The organism is Halorussus limi (assembly GCF_023238205.1).
Classification (GTDB): Archaea; Halobacteriota; Halobacteria; order Halobacteriales; family Haladaptataceae; genus Halorussus; species Halorussus limi.
Genome location: NZ_CP096659.1, coordinates 3101091 through 3118338 on the forward strand (window position 1 = coordinate 3101091; position 17248 = coordinate 3118338).

General features: G+C 64.9%; 15 protein-coding genes and 2 tRNA genes. 11 read left to right on the forward strand and 6 right to left on the reverse strand.

All coding sequences use genetic code 11. The annotated features are described in order from the left end of the window. Positions 1 to 41: 41 nt before the first annotated feature. Positions 42 to 1493: a DHH family phosphoesterase gene (locus M0R89_RS15800; RefSeq protein WP_248650040.1), complete on the reverse strand. Its 1452-nt coding sequence runs from the start codon at positions 1491 to 1493 to the stop codon at positions 42 to 44. 185 nt (positions 1494 to 1678) lie between these two features. Between M0R89_RS15800 and M0R89_RS15805 the strand changes: the two genes are divergently transcribed. Together M0R89_RS15805 and M0R89_RS15810 are read left to right on the forward strand one after the other, a co-directional pair. After that, positions 1679 to 1752, forward strand: a tRNA-Lys gene (locus tag M0R89_RS15805). Between the two features lie 271 nt (positions 1753 to 2023). Continuing rightward, the gene (locus M0R89_RS15810) at positions 2024 to 2296 is read left to right on the forward strand and encodes a hypothetical protein (protein ID WP_248650041.1); all 273 of its coding nucleotides are present in this window, start codon (positions 2024 to 2026) and stop codon (positions 2294 to 2296) included. On the opposite strand, the gene M0R89_RS15815 is transcribed toward M0R89_RS15810, so the two are convergent. From M0R89_RS15815 to guaB, 3 genes are all read right to left on the reverse strand, one after another. Next, positions 2297 to 2746 (reverse strand): ATP-binding protein, encoded by a 450-nt coding sequence (locus M0R89_RS15815; protein ID WP_248650042.1) that lies wholly within the window; start codon positions 2744 to 2746, stop codon positions 2297 to 2299. 33 nt (positions 2747 to 2779) lie between these two features. Then, positions 2780 to 3250: a GNAT family N-acetyltransferase gene (locus M0R89_RS15820; RefSeq protein ID WP_248650043.1), complete on the reverse strand. Its 471-nt coding sequence runs from the start codon at positions 3248 to 3250 to the stop codon at positions 2780 to 2782. A gap of 283 nt (positions 3251 to 3533) precedes the next feature. Beyond that, on the reverse strand, positions 3534 to 5027 hold the full coding sequence (gene guaB / locus M0R89_RS15825) for an IMP dehydrogenase (protein WP_248650044.1): 1494 nt from the start codon (positions 5025 to 5027) through the stop codon (positions 3534 to 3536). 264 nt (positions 5028 to 5291) lie between these two features. On the opposite strand from guaB, the gene M0R89_RS23640 reads away from it, so the two are divergent. The 4 genes from M0R89_RS23640 to M0R89_RS15840 all read left to right on the forward strand — a co-directional run bounded on the left by M0R89_RS23640 (position 5292) and on the right by M0R89_RS15840 (position 7013). Continuing rightward, positions 5292 to 5501 carry a DUF8099 family protein gene (locus M0R89_RS23640; protein WP_497007463.1) on the forward strand — a complete coding sequence of 70 codons (210 nt, stop codon included), beginning with the start codon at positions 5292 to 5294 and terminating at the stop codon, positions 5499 to 5501. Between the two features lie 6 nt (positions 5502 to 5507). Further along, positions 5508 to 6443: a DUF5794 domain-containing protein gene (locus M0R89_RS15830; protein ID WP_248650045.1), complete on the forward strand. Its 936-nt coding sequence runs from the start codon at positions 5508 to 5510 to the stop codon at positions 6441 to 6443. A 116-nt stretch (positions 6444 to 6559) separates the two neighbouring features. Continuing rightward, positions 6560 to 6787 (forward strand): DUF5795 family protein, encoded by a 228-nt coding sequence (locus tag M0R89_RS15835; protein ID WP_248650046.1) that lies wholly within the window; start codon positions 6560 to 6562, stop codon positions 6785 to 6787. 46 nt (positions 6788 to 6833) lie between these two features. Then, positions 6834 to 7013: transfer RNA gene (locus M0R89_RS15840), tRNA-Trp, on the forward strand. 134 nt (positions 7014 to 7147) lie between these two features. On the opposite strand, the gene M0R89_RS15845 is transcribed toward M0R89_RS15840, so the two are convergent. Beyond that, positions 7148 to 7549 (reverse strand): hypothetical protein, encoded by a 402-nt coding sequence (locus M0R89_RS15845; protein WP_248650047.1) that lies wholly within the window; start codon positions 7547 to 7549, stop codon positions 7148 to 7150. A gap of 222 nt (positions 7550 to 7771) precedes the next feature. Then, positions 7772 to 10189, reverse strand: a complete 2418-nt coding sequence (locus M0R89_RS15850; protein ID WP_248650048.1) for a GAF domain-containing protein — start codon at positions 10187 to 10189, stop codon at positions 7772 to 7774. Positions 10190 to 10543: 354 nt separating this feature from the next. On the opposite strand from M0R89_RS15850, the gene M0R89_RS15855 reads away from it, so the two are divergent. The 5 genes from M0R89_RS15855 to dinB all read left to right on the forward strand — a co-directional run bounded on the left by M0R89_RS15855 (position 10544) and on the right by dinB (position 17248). Next, positions 10544 to 11725 carry an ABC transporter substrate-binding protein gene (locus M0R89_RS15855; RefSeq protein ID WP_248650049.1) on the forward strand — a complete coding sequence of 394 codons (1182 nt, stop codon included), beginning with the start codon at positions 10544 to 10546 and terminating at the stop codon, positions 11723 to 11725. Next, positions 11725 to 14136, forward strand: a complete 2412-nt coding sequence (locus M0R89_RS15860) for a methyl-accepting chemotaxis protein (protein ID WP_248650050.1) — start codon at positions 11725 to 11727, stop codon at positions 14134 to 14136. Before M0R89_RS15855 ends, M0R89_RS15860 begins: the two co-directional genes overlap by 1 nt. Before the next feature lie 193 nt (positions 14137 to 14329). Then, on the forward strand, positions 14330 to 15073 hold the full coding sequence (locus M0R89_RS15865) for a hypothetical protein (RefSeq protein WP_248650051.1): 744 nt from the start codon (positions 14330 to 14332) through the stop codon (positions 15071 to 15073). A 132-nt stretch (positions 15074 to 15205) separates the two neighbouring features. Continuing rightward, positions 15206 to 15616 (forward strand): hypothetical protein, encoded by a 411-nt coding sequence (locus M0R89_RS15870; protein ID WP_248650052.1) that lies wholly within the window; start codon positions 15206 to 15208, stop codon positions 15614 to 15616. 60 nt (positions 15617 to 15676) lie between these two features. Continuing rightward, positions 15677 to 17248, forward strand: a complete 1572-nt coding sequence (gene dinB, locus M0R89_RS15875) for a DNA polymerase IV (RefSeq protein WP_248650053.1) — start codon at positions 15677 to 15679, stop codon at positions 17246 to 17248.

The following is a 17248-nucleotide window of genomic DNA, read 5'->3' on the forward strand; positions in this document are numbered from 1 at the left end:
AAATTCGAAACGGGCGCGCCGAGAGTACCGGGAACGGGCCGTTAGCTTCCGTTACTTCCCTCGCCGCTCTCGACGCCCATCGCGTCGAACAGTTTCCGCTTGACCGCTTCCTCGGTCAGCGAGAGCAGGGTGTCGCGGTTGTCGTCCGTCGTCTCGATGCCGGTGAAGATGCCGAGCGGAATCTCGACGCTGGCCTGCGTCGAGTGGCCCGCGGCCTCCCCGATTTCGGCGAAGGCGTCCTGCAGCACCTTCCCGATGTTCATGCGGATGTCCTTCGAGCGCGCGGCGAGGTAGATGGTGTCGTCCGCGATGCCGAACACGGCGGTGGTCGTGATGCCCTCCAGATTCAGGAGGTGGGACGCGGCCTGCGTCAGCGCGTCCCGGTCGCGGATGAACCCCGCGTTGCTCACGAGGTGGCTCCCCTGCACCTCGCGGTTCGTGATGGCCTCGGCCAGCACGTCGAGCGTCTCGGGCGACATGCTCGGCGACTCGACCTGTTCGAGCGTGTCGTGGTTTGCGAAGGGGTAGAGGTAGGCGGCCGCGGTCAGGTCGGCGGGCGTCGTGTCGCGCTTGAAGTCCAGCGTCTCGGCTCGGATACCGTAGAGGAGCGCAGTCGCGACCTCCTCGCTGACGTTGAGGTCGAACTCCTGGACGTACTTCGTCATGATGGTGGAGGTCGAACTCACGCTCGGCCGGATGTCGACGAACTCGGCCTCGTACTCCTCGTCGGGTTCGAAGTGGTCGATGAACACGTCGACCGGCTTGTCGAAGGTGGTCTCGGTCGCCTTCGCGTGGTCCACCAGCGCGATGGTGTCGTAGTCGGCCACGTCGGCGTCGGCGTAGGGGAGCAGTTCGATGCCGAGGAGGTTGACGAACGCCCGGTTCTCCTGATGGCCGATGTCGCCGATGTAGAGGATGTCGGCCTCGACGCCGAGCGTGTCGGCGATGGCCTGTAGCGCGACCGCGCTGGCGATGGAGTCGGGGTCCGGGTTGTCGTGGGTGACGATGGCGAGGCGGTCCTCGGTGTCCTCGATGACCTCGGCGAGTTGCTGGGCCTTGTACTCCAACTCGCCGGTTTCGAGCGCGCGGAGGGCCGAGTCGGCGATGACCTCGGAGGGATTGATGACCACGTCGGCGCCCAACTCGGTCAGTTCGTCCTCGGAGACGGGGTCGCTCGCGCGCACGACGACGAACTGCTCGCCGTCGTTCGCCCGGATGTTCCGGACGGCGTCCTTGTTGGCCTCCACGTCGGAAGACATGATGAGAACGACTTCGTTGTCCGCGATAGTATCGTAGAGGTCCTCCTCCCGGATGTCGGCGGTCTGGGCGTTGAGGTCTTGGTCGCGCAGGGCCTCGACACGGTCGGCGTCCCGGTCGATGATGAGTACGTCCTTCCCCTGCTCCACCAGTTCCTCGGCGACCGCGTGCCCGACGCTCCCACAGCCCAAGATGGCGTAGTCGGACATCGAGGAGATGGTAATCCCGGCGCTCATGATACTGTGGCGTTGCTCCGGCCCACACTTAACGTTCCCGGAGATGTTTTTCGAATTAGTAATCCCCGAAACAAAGGTCGCTCGAAAGCATCGCCGTCGCCGGGTTTCGAGGAGAATCGAAAGGGGTAACAGTTCGGCGAAACGGAAACGTATTTACGTAACACCCGGTAAGTTGGTGATGCGTTGGGCCGGTAGCTCAGTTAGGGAGAGCGTCTGACTCTTAATCAGACGGTCAGGGGTTCAAATCCCTTCCGGCCCGTATTCTCCGGCGAACTACACCGTGAGCAGTTCGTCTACTCGTTTCTACTGTGAGCCGGAAACCCGTTCGACGGAGGGATTTGAACGAGGCAAGTCGCACGCCCGGAAGCGCAGGCGAAGCGAGCATCCCGGACCGTCTTGACGTGGTTCACAATTCCTTCCGGCCCGTGTTCTCTCCGTGAGCGGGAATCGACCGCAGGAAGGAGGCGAGCGGTGCAACACGTCCGAAACCCCGAACAGACTTATCCGCGACAGTACCGTAGCCCGGACCCGTGAGTTCCGCGAAGCAAGACTTCCAAACGGCGGTCGATAAGGGGCCGAGTCGAGACGAGCGCGAGGACGCCATCGATAGTCTCGCCGCGAGCGGAGCGTGCGACAAACTGGCCATCCTCGTCCAGATGGGCGGACTCGACGGAGCGCTCAGACGTCGCGCCCTGAACAGCATGGCCAACGCTGGCTGTGGGGACCTGCTCCGGACGCTCGCCGCCGACGGCGGCCTCGGCGAACCGCTCCAGTCGGACGCCGAGTCGCTCCTCGACGAATAGTCAGCCGTCGCACCACGTCGACACGTACCGCTCCAGCGCGTCGACCGACTCGGAGACCGAGAGTCGCTCCGTGTCCAGCGTCAGGTCCGGTCGCTCCGGCCTTTCGAACTCGCCGTGCATGGCGCGAACGCCCCGTTCCGGGATGGGGTTCTCGCGCTCCCGATTCCGCTCTACGGCGGTCTCCAGACCCGCCGTCAGGTAGACGAGGTGCGCGTCCGGAAAGTCGAGAAACCGCTCCTGCCACTCGCGCCGGTAGAAGGTCCCGTCGAGGAGCCAATCGGCGTCGGGGTCGGCAAGCACGCGCTCGTAGAGCTTTTCGTAAGTGTTCCGCGAGAAGTCGTCGGAGTGGAGGACGCGAACGTCACGGCCCGCCCCGCTGAGTCGCCCGAGCAATCGCTCGGCGACGGTGGTCTTGCCGACGCCCGGCGGTCCACAGAGCAGGAGCTTCACGCTCGAAACGAGGGGTCAGCGCCCGAAAAGCGTTCAGTCCAGCGACTTCGCCATCTCGACGTGGGGAATCCCGGCCTCCTCGAACTCGTCGCTGGTGGTCTCGTAGCCCAGGTCACGGTAGAACCCTTCGACCGGCGACTGGGCGTGCATGACCAGTTTCGAGAGTCCCTGCTCCGCGGCGGCGGCTTCGAGTTCGTCCATAATCACTCGGCCGACCCCTTCGCCGCGGTGGGGCTTCAGCACCGCGACGCGTTCGACCTTGCCGACGCCGTCTCCGACCTCCCTGAGACGACCCGCACCGACCGGGCGAGGGGTCTCACCGTCGGCGCGTCCGTCGCTCGACTCCCCTTCGGCGTAGCCCACGACGTGAATCGCCTCGTCGTCCTTGCCGTCGAGTTCGAGGTCCTCGGGGACGCCCTGTTCCTCGACGAACACCTCGGACCGGACCGCGAGCGCGTCCGTGCGCTCGGCCTCGGTCTCGGCGCGGCGAACTCCCACAGTCATCGGTGGGGGTTCCGGTCGCACGCTCCTGAACGTTTCGGAACCGGGAACGCCGACCGCGTCGAGCGATTCATCGGAGCGGCCGAAAACGCAGAGTATAACGACTCAGGCGGCGAAATAGGTCGGTTGGAGGTCTCACAACGATGCCGGAGTTCGAGACCTACACCTGCGAGAACTGCGGTGCGGAGTTCACGGCGCTCGAAAGCTCGAACGCCGCCGAAATCACGTACGGTAGCCCGAACTGCTACACGGCGGCGAACTGACTCGCCGCCCTGCTCGTTTCGTTTTATTCGTTCGGACTGTAGTTCGGTGCCTCGTCGGTAATCATCACGTCGTGGGGGTGGCCCTCGGTCTGGCCCGCCGAGGAGACCCGGACGAACTCCGAGCGCTCCTTGAACTCCGGAATCGTCTCCGCGCCGACGTAGCCCATCCCGGACTGCATCCCGCCGACGAGTTGGTGGAGTTCGCTCTCGAGGCTCCCCTTGTAGGGTTCGGCGGCCTCGACGCCCTCGGGGACGTACTCCTCGTCCTCCTCGGGTTCGTCCTTGAGGTAGCGGTCGCCGTCGCCCGACTGCATCGCGCCGACCGACCCCATCCCGCGGTACTGCTTGTACTTCTTGCCGTCCACGGTGATGACCCGGCCGGGCGCTTCGTCGGTGCCCGCGAAGTACGATCCGAGCATCACGGCGTCGGCGCCCGCCGCGACCGCCTTGATGGCGTCGCCCGAGTACCGAATCCCGCCGTCCGCGATGACCGGCACGCCCTCGGGGCCGGCCACGTCGGCGACTTCGGCGACGGCCGTAATCTGGGGCATGCCCGCGCCGGAGACGACCCGCGTGGTGCAGATGGACCCCGGACCGATGCCGACCTTGATGCCGTCGGCGAAGTCGACCACGTCCTCGGCGGCCTCGCGGGTGCCGACGTTGCCGACCACCACGTCGGCCTCGACCGACTCCTTGATTTCGCGCGCGCCGTCGATGACGTTGAGGTTGTGCGCGTGGGCGCAATCGATAAAGAGAACGTCCGCGCCGGCCTCGTCCACGGCGACCGCGCGGTCGGTCTCGAAGGGACCGACCGCGACGCCGACGCGCAGGTGGCCGCTCTCGTCGCGGGCGGCGTTGCCGTACTCGCGGCGCTGGAGGATGCCCTGCATCGTGACGAGACCGGTCAGACACTCGTCGTCGTCCACGATGGGGACGCGCTCGATTTTGTGTTCGTACATGAGTTCGAGCGCCTCGCGGGCGGTCACGTCCTCGCCGGCGGTGACGACTTCGTCGGTCATCGCCTCGCGCACCTCGTCGCTCTCGCCGACCTCCAGATAGGGCCGGATGTCGGTGCCGGAGATGATGCCCAGCACCGTACCCTCGTCGTCGGTGACGGGCGCGCCCGAGACTCCCCGTCGGTCCATCATCGCGTCCACCTCGCGGACGGTCTGGTCGGGGTCGGCGGTCACCACGTCGCGGATGACGAGTTCGTCTGCGCGCTTGACGCGTTCGACTTCGGCGACGGCCTCGTCCACGTCGAGGTTGCGGTGCAGGACGCCGAGTCCGCCCTGACGGGCCATGGCGATAGCCATCTGGCTCTCGGTCACGGTGTCCATCGCCGCCGACAGGATGGGGACGTTCACCTCCACGTTGGTCGAGACGCGGGTCGACACGTCGGCCTCGTCGGGTTCGACGCGACTCTCCTTCGGTCGCAGAAGTACGTCGTCGAAGGTCAGCGCCTCGGGTACGCGGAGTTTATCGGTGAACTGCCCCGTTCGCTCAGAATCTCGCTCCATGTAAGGCGAAGGGAGTCCCCCGTCAAAAACGTTGCGAGATACTGCACGTTCTCACCGGACAGGTGGCTTCGGTATGCAAGAACGTGGTCCGGGCCGCAGTTCGGGTTCGTTATCGAGCCGACGACACCCGGTGAGAGATGGTAGAAATCACCTGGGGAAAATCGTCGTTGTCTATCTGAGTATTCAAGTCTAATCTATAATCTTCTTTTGAATGTGGTTCTCTCTCACGCAACGTTTATGCTCGAAACTCGTTTTGTTACGAATATGGACGCTACCAGTCCCATCGCTGCACGCACTGCAGGCCAGACGAGTGCTGCCTCCGGCAGCTCCTGCAAACCGATTTTTGCGATGGGATTCCTTACACTGGTAGCAAATCTCTTCGTGGGACGGCGATGGAACCTCGGCGACGACGGCCATCGTAGGTACCGCGACTATCACCACCGTTCGGCCGATGGATACGGCCACGCCAGCTAGTGTCCGATGAGTAGCTCACAACACCCAGTCGCCCTTCGCCTAGAGCGACAGGTAGGTGGCGCGACGAAGCTGCTGGCCACCGTCATGGGACTTCCCCTGATAGACGGTATCTTCCCCGCACTCGTCCTCGCGGGCGGGGTGAACAGCGTCGCGGGCATCCTACAGGTCGGTCTGCTCGTCTTCGGCGGGAGCGCCACGGTCGCGGTTATCCTCGCGGAGATGGACGGCACGCCCCGCGAACAGGCCGGCACCGTGCTGACGGTCGGCGTCGGCATCGTCGCCCTCGCAGCGGTCGAAGCCGCGTTCGCGCCGACTATCGAGAGCGTTCTCCACCCCGAGACGTTCAAGCGGTTCGCCGCGCTAGTCATGCTGGCCATCGCCGCGAAGACCGCGAGTTCCCGCATCGGCGAGTACCTCCCCAGTCCGGGCGTCATCGTGGGTCTCGGGATGATTGCCAGCTTCCACCCCGCCGGATTCCGACTGGCGGTCGTCGACGAGATGCTCATCCTGCGGGCCACCGCGGCAGCGGCCACTGGCGTCACGTTCGCGCTCCTCGTCGCGCTGACCTCGCCGTGGCTCCGCGGCGTCGTCGACATCGACCGCTTCCGCTTCGGCAGCGCGGTCGCGCTGGGCGTCCTACCGCTGAGTCTGCTCGGACTCGCCCCCGGCAACGCCCCGCTGGCGGTGCTGGCGGTCACCAGTCTGCTCGCGTTCAACCCCGAGTCGGAGGACGTCGAGGCTGCCGAGGACACGGACGCCGACGACACCGCGGCCGTCGAAGCGATGAACGCCGAGACGTCGCCGAACGCGACCGACTCGGGCGCGAAGTCCGACGCCGCACAGGCGGTCGCCACCGACGGGTCGGGCGGAGCGGACTCCGACGAGGTGGGTTACGGCTACCCCGGCGAGGAAGACGACGACGAACGCGAACCGTGGCTCTGAGCGGCGACGCTCCCTGATTTTCGGGCCGGTGCAACCCCGATTCTCCGATGACGTCAGCCTCATCGGCGACGGGCGCGACGAGAAGGCTTACCCGCTCGGATCTACTTCGCTGAGACATGGCCGACAACCGCGTCGTGCAGGGTCGCATGGTGACGCCGAAGGCTCTCGCGGAGTTGATAGAAGGCGAAGGCGTGATGGACGCCGAGGCTATCGAGGAGACCGACCGGGAGTGTCCCGACTGCGGCGGCGACGTTCTCGAAGTCGGATACATGCCGAGCGTGACCGAGTTCGTCACCGGCTGGAAATGTCAGGACTGCGACTGGGCCGACACCGACCGCGAGTGAGAAAAATCGAAACCCCTTTACGGTGAATGGACCAACGAATTCCTGCGGGGTCGTGGCCAAGTCAGGGATGGCGACTGACTCCAGAGGCTACGCGCCCGGGACGAAACTCCAGCTGATATACCGAGCGGCCGACTGATCATCGGTCCGCGACGACGACCCTCTGGAGTTCCGAGGCGCATACACCGGAGATATCAGTCGATCGGGGGTTCAAATCCCTCCGACCCCACTCCACAAAAACACTTCCGACGAGACGATTCTGTAGGAGGAAGTGATTTCGAAGGCGTAACCTTGTCGATACGCTTGGAATCGGACAGCTATGAACCAGTACGTACAGGATTCTAAAGTAGCACTCTATCTCATCTAGTACTCGTCGCCGTCAACGCCGTCGCTTCCATCGCAGTCTCCGTCAACGTTATAATCATCACAGTCGCTCTCTCCGCCTGATCCGTAATCATCGTTTCCGTGGGCTTTCTCTATAATTTTGTCCTGAACTTCGTCGCTCTTCTCATCACTCAACGTCTCTACTACTTCTCCATCTCTGTTGTAAATCTTGATATTATGGTCGTCTCCGTCTTCATCATCGTAATTATCTACACGTGTTGTGACGCCTGTAGTGATCGATTTACGATTCGATGTCTCGGTTGTCGTTGAGGCGGTTGTCTTTTCTGTAGAATCAGACGATTCGTCTGAACCGGTACAGCCAGTAACGCCAACTGTAGTGAGGACGGTACTACAGACTGTTAGAAAACGACGTCGTTTCACATTATTGGCTAATCTAACGCTGGCAGATGAATATTCTGTATTTTCTTTTCACCGAACTATCGAACCGATATCATTACTCCACCCGAGTAGCGCTAGATGTGGGCGTCGCGCAGGTACAGATTACGACGCAATCCAGAAGTAGCGGTACCACTGTCCAAGTTACACAACGCGAGAGACGACGGACATATGTGTCGGTCGTGCGCGAACCCGTTGGAAAAGCCGTCACTCGGTAATCTCCGGGACGCCCTCAACTTCGATTCGCGCACCGCCATCGGACCCAGTCGTCGCCGACACGTCCCATCCGTGCGCGTCCACAATCTGTTCGACGATCGCCAGTCCCAACCCAGTTCCGTCTTTCGACATCGAATACTCCGAAGAGAAGATTTCACCGTCTCCATCGTCCGGCAGTCCGTGCCCGTCGTCCTCGACGGCGAACCCGTCGGCAAGTTTCAGCACGCGAATTGTGACGTCATCGCCGCCGTGGTCGATGGCGTTCCGGAGCAGATTCTCGACCAACTGTTGCAGTCTCCCCGGGTCCGCCTCTAATTTCCTCTCACAGTCGAGGTTGAGCGTCGCATCGGCCGTCTCGACGTTCGTCCACGCGCGTTCGACGACCTCGTCGAGACGGACTCGTTCGGGGTCGTCGACGACCTGTCCCTGACGAGCGAGGGTCAGCACCTCCTGAATGATGGTCTCCATTCTGTCGAGCGACGTCGACACCTTCTCCAGTCGGTCGACTTCCGACGGTTGCGCGCGTTGGTCGGAGTTCTCCGTCAGGCCCTCGACGACGAGTTGTAGATTCCCCTGCGCGACGTTGAGCGGATTCCGGAGGTCGTGAGAGACGATGCTGGCGAACTCCTCGAGTCGGTCTTTCTGCTGGCGGAGGTGTGCCTCGCTCTCCCGTATCTGTTGTTCGCGTTCGACTCGCGTCAAGGCCTCCGTCGCGTGAGAGAGCAGGAGTTCCGCGAGTTCGATGTCCTGTTCGTCGAAGAACCCGACCTCGTCGGCGACCGCCTGAAAGACCCCGTGTTCGCCGATGGGGACGCTGATTATCGACCGGTAGTCGGCCTGTGGCTTGGCTTCGGGTACCGTCTGGATGTCGTCGTACCGATAGGACTCTCCGGTGAGATACGTCTTCCCGGCGATGCCTTCCGTTACTGACATCGGGGGCGTCTCCTCGGAGAGAATCTCACTCGACATGCTCCTCGTTTCGAGCATCCCTCCTTCTTCGAGATCGACGATGCAGGTGTCGAACGAGAGGATGCGCTCGGCCGCATCGACGGTGAGATCGCAGATTCCCTGTTCGGACGTACAGGCCTCGATTTCGGTCGCGATTCCGTGTAGCTGTTCGATTTTCCGGTTCGTCGACCGAAGTTCCCGCGAGAGTCGTCGGTGAGTGGCCTCGCGGTCGGCCCGTTCCAACGCCGCCTCCGTACTCGTCGCGAGGAGTTCGAGGAAATCGCGGTCTATGTCGTCGAACGCTCGCGGTTCCGTCGCCCCCGAGATGAGGAGCCCCTGACTGCCCAGCGGAAGTATCGCTTCGCTCCGAATCGCGGTGTCGGAGTTGTACACCTCCTCAGCGACTCGCAGGTCGTCGAACACCGCGGGTTCGCGGTTCTCGAACACCTTCCACGCGAGGCTGTTACCCGGCTCGAACGTCGGAATGGTGTCGATGATCGCCTCGCTCTCGTCCGTGTGCGTCACCGGGTCGAGTCGGTTCTCCGCCTCGTTCGACAGCCACGCGCCGGTAATCGGGAGTCCGAGTTCGCTCTGGGCCGCTCGGACCGCGATGCGACAGATCTCCTCCTTCGTCTCGGCCCGCATCAGTTCGCGGGTCGTATCGTGTAAGGTTTCGAGCGTCTGCTCGTACTCCTTCTGGTCGGACACGTCGCGGGCGAATCCGAGAATCGCGTCGTCGCCCTCGTGTGTAATCCAGTGGGTGTTCAGTTCGCAGTGGCGCGTCTCACCGGATTTCGTCTCGATTTTCGCCTCGTACATCTCCGGCACGTCTCGTCCGTCCTTTCGTCTCGCGACTCTCTCCCGCACTCGCTCGCGGTCGTCCGGATGGACGAGCGTGAAGATGTCCTTCTCTCGGAGTTCCGATTTCCCGTAGCCGGTGAGTTCACAGGCGCGCTCGTTGACGAACACGAGTTCCGACTCCTGATAGATGAATACGGCGTCGTGAGACTCCTCGACGAGTGTCTGGTGACGGTGTTGGCTCTCCGCGAGCGCCTGTCTCGACCGGTAGCTCTCGACGGCGTTCACGATACGGTTCGCGAGCACGGTGTACTGGTCGGTCCCGGTCTCTTTCTGGAGGTACTCGGTCACGCCGTCGGAGATGGCCTCGCTGGCGATTTCTTCGCTTCCGCGTCCAGTGAACAGGATGAACGGTCGGTCGCTGTGTTCCTCGCGGACGGCGTCGAGCAGTTCGAGTCCGTCCATCTCGGACATGTTGTAATCGCTGACGATGCAGTCGAACTCCTCGTCTTCGAGCAGTTCGAGCGCCTCCCGGCCGGTGTTCGCAGTAGTGACCGCGATACGCTCGCGTTCACGTTCGAGATAGGTTTCGACGAGGTCCGCGAAGTCCGAGTCGTCGTCGACGTGGAGGACACGGATGGGCGACGACTGGGAATCTGTCATGGTCGGAATCACTCGCCACGCGCACAATAAGTGTTTACGCTGCGGCAGAAGTGAAGCGGCGTATCGAAAGCCGACGAAAAGTCGACGAACCATCGGTTCGTTCGTCGATGCGGACTGCGACAACCGGCGCGAGGATTTGTAATACTTCTCACTCATGCCGGCGAACAGCCAGATATTAAGAAATTCGACACGACCCGGTGTAGTTTTCGGTGTGTCAGGTCGGACGTAAGTACAACAGTTTAGAAATCGCAACTCACCGGAGTAACTATATGGAGGATTTAGTAAATCTCCGTACGAATGGTATCAGACTTATCTAGGCGAAGATATTTACAACTGACGGCCGGTTCGGTACCGGTGGCCACCGGCCTCACGGGGTGTCTCGGTGGTTCGATCGGGTCCTCGTCCATCACGTTAGGGGCTATTCTCCCGCTGTCGTCGTCCGTATTGGGTCCGATTGCCGAGGACCACCGCGAGTCGCTCAGACAGGCGGTCGAAGACATCAACCGAGCGGGAGGGCCGCTCGGTCGGAGCGTGGAACTCGCGTTAGAGAAGACCGACGGCACCCCGAAGGCGACGAAGGCGGCGTTCGACTCGCTCGTCGACCGGGGAGCAGTCGGCCTCGTCGGACCGCTCACGTCCGGCAACTCGCTGGCGCTCGCCGACCGACTCGGCGAGGAGCGGGTGATGGGCGTCAGCCACTCCGCGACGAATCCGAAACTCGAAACCGCGGGGGTAGCCGGGGAGACCAAGTTCTTCGGCCGGACGACGGCGAACGACGCTCAGCAGGCGACGGTGATGGCAAAAATCCTCGTCGAAGGACGCTACATCGGGGCCGAGAAAGCCGCGATTCTCTACATCGACAACGCCTTCGGCGGCGGACTCGCCGACGAAATCGAGCGCGTCGCGTCCGGGATAGAGACGGTGCGGATACCGTTCTCCGCCGGGAAAGACTCGTACGACGAGGAGATTAGCGCGCTGATGGACTCCGGAGCGGACGCCGTCGCGTTCATCAACGTCCCCGGCAACAACACGGTCGTCGAGGCGCTCGGAGAGAGCGACTACGAGGGCCAGACGGTCCTGTCGACCGGATACCTGACCGGCGATACCCCCGACTACATGGACGGTATGTACAGCGCGTCCGTGGCGGAGGCCGACGCCGCGGGCGAAGTCGAACTGCAACAGAAGTTACGGGACGCCGCACCGCTGACGGCGTACACGCTCCAGTGCTACGACGCGCTGTTCCTCCAAGCGCTCGCCATCGAGCGGGCGGGAGAAGCCACCGGAACGGCCATCAGCGAGAACCTGCGCGTGGTGTCCGGCGGTCGAGGACACACCGTCTCCGTCGACGACTTCGGCCGCGCGGCGGACCTGTTCGCCGCGGGACGCGAGGTCAACTATCAGGGCGCGTCGGGCGGGGTCGACCTGAACGAGAACCTCGAACCGCTCAACCCCTACGTCGTCGAACGGGTCGAGAACGGGTCGGTGACGCAACTGGAGCTACTGCAGGAGTCGTACTTCGAGGGAGGGCGAGCCTAATGAGCAAACCGAATCGAAAGTGGCTGGACGGACTCACGACCCGCATCGAACGGCTGTTACCCGCGCGACTTCGCCAGAGCTACGCAGCGAAGTTCGGAGCGGTGTTACTCGGGGTGGTACTGCTCATGCTCGTCGTCGGCGTCTACGTGCAGGTGCAGGCCGGCGACATCGTCCGCGAGGACACCCGCGCCGAAATCAGCGGCGCCGCGACCGACGAGGCGGAGGCGTTGCAGAAGTGGGTCACTCGCCAGCGTTCCACGACGCGGTTCCTCGCCGACTCCGTCGGCCGGGAGATGTCGACCGCCGAGCGCCGAGCACTCGTCGAACGCGAGTTCATCGACCTGTCGAGCGAAGTGCAGGCGATTCACTACGTCGATACTTCCAGCGGTGAAGTCCTCGCGAGTACGACCGACAGCACGGTCGGGACGACCCCGTCCGCGTCGCAGGCCGCCTGGGCCGGCGGGTCGGTGTCGTTCGACGCCCCCGACGACGTGGTCGTCACCGCCCCGTACAGAGTTGGCGAGGAACCGGTCGTCGCGTTCGCGACGCCGACGGGCGAACCGAACCGGATGCTCGTCCTGACCGCCTCGCTCGCCGAGCGGTCCCACGACCTGTCGTCGCCGACGGCGACCGGCGACATCAAAGTCGTGAACGAGGACGGCACTATCGTCTTCGACAACCGAAACAACCGCCTGCTGAAGACGTACGCGGGCGATTCGAGCGTCATCCAGAAGGGCCTGGTCGGCGAGAGCGGGGTCAGCGGCATGCCGGTCCTCCCGATGCTCGACAGTGGCGGGAACGTCCGCGCCTACACTCCCGTAGTGGGCACCGACTGGGTGCTGTTGTATCACGTCCCGACCAGCGACGCGCTCGCGGTCCAGTCCAACGTCTCCGAGAACATCCTGTTGATGGTTCTGGCGACGGTGCTCGGACTGGCGCTCGTCGGCGTCACCATCGGGCGCGGGACCGCGAGGTCGCTCACCGAGGTCGCGGACACCGCGGACGAAATCGCGTCGGGGAAACTCGACGTCGAACTCCCGGAGACGACTCGGGACGACGAGATGGGACGGCTGTTCGAGTCGTTCGAGTCGATGCGGCGGTACCTGAATACGGTCGCGGACCAGGCCGACGCGCTGGCGAACCAGAACTTCGACGCCGACGCCTTCGACGAGTCGGTGCCGGGCACGTTCGGCGAGTCGCTGGCCCAGATGCGCCACGACCTCGAAGAGATGGTGACGAACATCGAGCAGGCCCGCGCCGAGGCCCAGAGCGCCAAGGCCGAGGCCGAGGAGATGAACGACGCGCTCGAACGGAAGGCGGCCGAGTTCGGCGACGTGATGGAGCGGGCCGCCGCCGGCGACCTGACCCAGCGCATGGACCCCGGTTCCGAGAGCGAGGCGATGACCGAAATCGCCGAGGAGTTCAACGCGATGATAGCGCAACTCGAATCCACCATCGCGGACGTGAGCGAGTTCGCGGAGACCGTCGCGGCGTCGAGCCAAGAGGTGACCGCGAGCACCGCGGAAATCGAGGACGCGAGCCAGCAGGTCAGCGAGTCGACGCAGGTGATGTCGTCGGCCGCCGAAGACCAGTCCGACCGCCTCGACGCGACCGCCGGGGAGATGAACGACCTCTCGGCGACCATCGAGGAGGTCGCGGCCTCTGCCGACCAAGTGGCGCAGGCGGCGACCCACACCGAGGAGTTGGGCCAGCAGGGCCGCGAGGCCGCACAGGCCGCCATCGACGAGATGCAGCGAATCGAATCCGGGACCGAGTCCACCGTGGCCCAGATGGAGGAACTGGAGTCCGACATAGCTCGCATCGGCGAAGTCGTCGAACTCATCAGGTCCATCGCAGAGCAGACCAACATGCTCGCGCTGAACGCGAACATCGAGGCCGCCAACACCGACGGTTCCAGCGACGGGTTCGAGGTCGTCGCGAACGAGGTCAAGGACCTCGCCAACGAGACGAAAGACGCGGTCGGCGACATCGACGACCGCATCGAGGACATCCAGTCCGGCGCGACTAGGACCGTCGAAGACGTTCGGGAGACGCGCGAAGCGGTCTCGGAGGGGACCCAGACGGTCCGCGAGGCCCAAGAGGCGCTGGAGGAAATCGTCGACAACGTCGAGGAGACGACCGACGGCGTCCGCGAAATCAGCGACGCGGCCGACGACCAGTCGACCACGACCCAAGAGGTCGTCGGGATGGTCGACGAGATTACGGACATCAGCGACGAGACCGCGGACGAGGCTACGGACATCGCCGCCGCGACCGAGGAACAGACCGCCTCGCTCCGGCAGGTCTCCCGAAGCGCCGAGGAACTGGCCGAGAAAGCGGAGTCGCTCGCGGCCACGGTCGACCGATTCGAGGTCCACCGCGAACGGGACCCGGTCGCGCCGCGCAACTGAGACGGTCGCTCTCGGCCGTCCGACTCTTTCCGCGTTTCGAGCGTCTGGCGACGCTCTCCGGAGGCGAGCATTTTGCGACCGTCTTCGGAGGTGAGTGTCTGGCGGCTTCTCTCGGAGGCGGACGACTCACCCCGGACCGGTCGGTGGGGTCTGCCGAAACAGTAACCCGTTCGAGTCCACTACCCAACGTCGAATGCCCACCCACCACCTCGCGTCGTGGCTTCTCAAACACAGCGACGTGCCGCTGACCGTCCTGAAACCCGTGGCGACCAAGGTCGGCGTCTCGACCAACCACCTCGGCGCGGCGCTGTTCGCTGGCCAGATAATCTACGAGAACCAGGGGGCCATCGTCAAGTACGCCGACCGGGGCGGCGTCCGGGTCGGCCAGTTCCTCCACGCCAGAGCGGTCGAGCGGTACGGCGAGGACCACGCGGTGACCCGGTACCTCGACGAGAACGTCGCGGCGCTGGACGAGGCCTTCGAGGGGAGCGAGGAAGAGGCGGTGACGTTCGCCGAGTTCTACCGGCAACTCCGGGCGATAGACCGCGACACGCCGGACCTCTCGGGCGAGGACCTCCTCTCGGCCGCGAAGGACCGCGCGGACGACGCTCGGAAGGAGGCCGCCGACGCGCGGGAGAGCGCCCCCGACGGGAGGGACTTGGTGAGCGACGCGAAGCGCGCGGTCGGCGGCGGCGCGAAGAGCGCGGCCACCGGTGCCAGAGACGCAGTGGACGGTGCGAAGGACGCGATGGACGGCGCGAGAGACGCGGTCGGAAACGTCGCCGAGAGCGCGGGCGATTCGGGCGGCGTGGTCGCCAGTGCGACGGGAGCGGTCGGCGACCGGACCGAGCGTCTGCGCGACCTGCGGCCGGGGTCCGAGTCGGCGACCGACTCCGAGACCGACGCCGTCGAGATTCCGGTCCGCGACGAGGAGTGACCGAGGCGGGTCCCGGTCTCGAACCGGGGAACTAAGTCGCGGAGACGGCATACTCCGGACGATGACAACTCTACGCGACGAGTTCGCCGACCGGTTCGAGCGACCGCCGACCGCCGACGCCCCCGCGAACCGATGAAGTCGCCCGAACACGCCGCGCTCGGTACCGTCGCGTCCGGCCTCCTCGTCGCGGCGCTCCCCGTCTCGGTTCCCGTCGAGGCCGGGGTTTTAGTCGGCTACGGCGTTCTCTTCTCGGTCTTCGTGGACCTCGACCACTTCGTCGTCGCGCGCTACCTCGCGGGCGACTGGTCGCACCTCCGGCGCTGTGTCACCGACCCGGTGTTCGCGTTCACCGAACAGGAGCGGGTCTTCGACGGCGTGGACACCCGGACGCTCGAAACGCTCCGCCTCCTCAGTCACCTTCTCCTCGGCGGCGCGTGGGTCGGGGTCCTCGCACTGGTCCGGCCGGTCTACGCGCTCTTCACCGCGGGCGTCCTCTACGTCCACGTCGTCGCCGACCTGTTCAGGGACGCCGAAATCGCGTAGTCCGAGGGAATCAGCGACGCGAACTGAAGCTTTATCCCACCTCGGGAACCATCCCCGACAATGACTGGTGGCGGGTCGCGCCTGCCGGGGACGCCCGACGAGGAGGGGAGCGACCCCATCGTCCTCCACGTAGACATGGACTGCTTCTACGCGGCCTGCGAGCGCCGCAGAGAGCCCAAACTGGAGGGCGAACCCGTCGTCGTCGGGATGGGCTACGAGGGCGGCGAGACCCACGGCGCGGTCGCCACCGCGAGTTACGAGGCCCGCGAGTACGGCGTCGATAGCGCGCAGGCCATCTCGACCGCGCTGGAGCGACTGCCGCGGATGGCGGCGGCCGAGGACCCCGAATCGGAGGTCGACCCCGACGAGGCGGGCTACTACCGACCGGTGGACATGGACTACTACGAGTCGGTCAGCGCGGAGGTCAAGGAGATACTCCACGAGTCGGCCGACGTTGTCCGGGAGGTCAGCATCGACGAGGCGTACCTCGACGTGACCGACCGGACCGCGTGGGAGGTCGCAGAGGGGTTCGCCCGCCACGTCAAACACCGCATCGACCGCGAGGTCGGAGTGACCGCCAGCGTCGGGGTCGCGCCGAACATGTCCGCCGCGAAGATAGCCAGCGACCACGACAAGCCAGACGGTCTCGTGGTGGTCGAACCCGGCGAAGTCAGCGAGTTCCTGGCACCGCTCGGCGTGGGCGAGATTCACGGCGTCGGCCCGGTCACGGCCCGGAAGTTGCGCGAGATGGGCATCGACACCGCGGCCGACCTCGCCGCGGCCGACCGCGCGGAACTGGAAGCGAGGTTCGGCGAGCGCGGCGCGGAGATGCACCGCAGGGCGCGCGGCGAGGACCAGCGCGAGGTGACGCCCACCGGGCGACCCAAGAGCCTCTCGCGGGAGTCGGCGTTCACCGAGGCGACCGACGACGACGACCGGAAGCGCGACCAGGTTCGGACCTTGGCGGAGGCGGTGGCCGACCGCGCCCGCCGGAAGGGCGCGATGTACCGCACCATCGGTATCAAGGCCGTGACGCCGCCCTACGACGTGAACACCCGCGCGAAGTCGCTCCCCGGTCCCGTGGACGAACCGGAACTGGTCGAGGAGGTGGCGCTCGACCTCCTCTCGGAGTTCGAAGGCCTCGCGGTCCGGAAGGTCGGCGTGCGCGTCTCGAACCTCTCGTTCGCGGCGGGCGAGCAGGCCAGCCTCGGCGACGGGTGGGAGTCGAGCGCGGGCGAGTCCGAGGGTACGAGCGAGCGAGAGACCGACGCGGACGCCGAGTCCGAGAGCGCGACGCCGGAGGACGACCAACGCTCGCTCGGCGAGCAGTGGGACGGCGACGCCGCATCGGACCCCGGCGAGTCCGGCGACGAGACCGGCGGCGAACCGTCCGACCCCGCGGACCCCGACGGACAGGTCTCGCTCGGCCATGAGTGGGACACGGACGGTGACGCCGGGGGTTCGACGACGGACGACGCCGAAGGCCGAGAGTCGCTGGCGAGCGACGGGGGTTCGTCTGGCGCCGGGGGTTCGACGGACGATGAAAGTTCGTCGGGCGACGAGAGTTCGGAGAGCGACCGCCGCGACGAGTCGGACCCGGAGGGACAGGTCTCGCTCGGCGACTTCGGGTGA